At 54.7% G+C, this 1,709-nt stretch carries 2 protein-coding genes and 1 pseudogene; 1 reads left to right on the plus strand and 2 read right to left on the minus strand.

Features of this window, described 5'->3' with window-relative positions; translation table 11 throughout:
* Positions 1-99, plus strand: a pseudogene (locus AC1DUU_RS31270) (HigA family addiction module antitoxin); the annotation flags it as partial.
* 716 nt (positions 100-815) lie between these two features.
* Here AC1DUU_RS31270 and AC1DUU_RS31275 read toward each other — a convergent pair.
* On the minus strand, positions 816-1,181 hold the full coding sequence (locus AC1DUU_RS31275; protein ID WP_476787187.1) for a LysR substrate-binding domain-containing protein: 366 nt from the start codon (positions 1,179-1,181) through the stop codon (positions 816-818).
* 42 nt (positions 1,182-1,223) lie between these two features.
* On the minus strand, positions 1,224-1,448 hold the full coding sequence (locus AC1DUU_RS31280; RefSeq protein WP_476787188.1) for a hypothetical protein: 225 nt from the start codon (positions 1,446-1,448) through the stop codon (positions 1,224-1,226).
* Between the last annotated feature and the right edge of the window lie 261 nt (positions 1,449-1,709).

Genomic DNA, 1,709 nt, shown 5'->3' on the forward strand with positions numbered 1-1,709 from the left:
GGTGCGGCTATCTGGCTGCGGATGCAGGCCGCTCATGATGCCTGGCATGCAGAGCGAGAAATTGATGTAAGTGGCATCCCTACGCTACACGCGGCGTAGGCATTCTAGCGCTACGGTTTAAAGGAAATCGCCCTGCCACGGGCGGAGTGGGCTTGATGTGCTGCTTTCTTAGAATGAAGCACATTATTCCGGGGCAGGGGATGTCTAATAGAATAGTATCGACCACTCGATCATCAATAATGTAGGAATCGGCCGTTAAGTTATTGCACGCTTCCGAAGGTAGATTCCTCAGTTGCCCTTATGTCTTCGCGGGGGTCCAGGATCGGTTGTAATCAGCCTGTCGAGGGCAAAAAGGCACGTGTATTCCTGATCCCGTGGAAACTCTTCAACATCATCTTTGGGCATCGATTTGTTCCTTAGAAGGTGCATTCCCTGCCAGGGCAGCCAGCCGACCCGCCTGCGCCAATGATGCAATAGCCCCTTACCATTGTGGTCCCATCCGCGCAGAAAACGTCGCAGTACGTATTGGGATTGGGGGCAGGGAACCTCATTGAACAGTCCTTACGGCATGCGGGGATACCGGCACCCCTCCGGGCGCACTCTCGGTCGTGAGGAGATGGAAGCGGCGTGATCACTTCAGCGCTCGGAGGCGGGGTGCTTAAGTCAGCGCCCCAAGTCACATTGGCTTGGGCGCACAGCAGCACGGCCAGCACTGCCATTCTCGCAAAGGTAGGCATGGATCATTCGCCCCTCGCTACATGGTAGTAGGATGCACCAAAATTGCCGACCCGAAAGGGGGCTATAGAGCTAAGCCTTCAAGGCCTCATTGGGACATGGCGATGGCCGGGGTAGTAGAGGCAGATGCCGTCATAGGGTGGCGTCCAATCGTCGGGGGCCTGCACCAGCCTTCCGCTTTTGACATTGTCGGAAACCATCCATTCCCACAGAAAGGCAAGGCCCGTTCCCGCCAGCGTCGCTTGGTAGATCGCTTGGTAGATAAGGCTGCTTTCATCAAGCACGAAGACACCGGGGACATCGATTTCCAGACTCTCGCCCGCTTTGGCAAATTCCCATCGGTAGACACGTCCACTCGCCATCCGCGCTCTGATGCAGCGGTGGGATCCAAGATCATGTGGGGGTCGCGGAAGTGGACGGTCTTGGAAATAGGCTGGCGCGCCCACGTCCTCATCTTTGCGTCGCCTACGGTGCCGCTACGATGAATCTCAAGATTCGCCRTTGCCGTTTTGGTCTAAAACGCCAAAATCCTGAGATTTCACACCGACTTCCGCCGCCATAAAACCTTCGGCCGCAAGACCGCGCCGGAGTAGCTCGCGAACCGCGGCTGCCCGGCTGGGCATCCTATTTTGAAAACGGAAATCCTCAACTGCCGACAGCTCTTCGCCGTTCAGCATTATCTGTAGACGTTCACCGCGTTCGAGCTCAGACATCGCGACCTCTGACATTGATGTGCTGAATGAGTAAGTAGCTATAATATGGCTTTTGCTGCCAAGAGCGTCAAGAGTGCCATGAACTAACTAAACGGGAAGAGGACAACACGGGTTGGCGCCTCACTTTGCCTCTCGTATTCATTAGGAGTAATTGTCTAACTATATGAATTTATTGATTATTATTAGCGACTGTCTTGCCAAACCGCCCAAATGAGAGGAAGCTCAGGGACATCGCAAAGGAGCCGCACAATGCCCTCAATC

The sequence above is a fragment of the Aminobacter sp. P4_H6_2 genome (assembly GCF_056400805.1).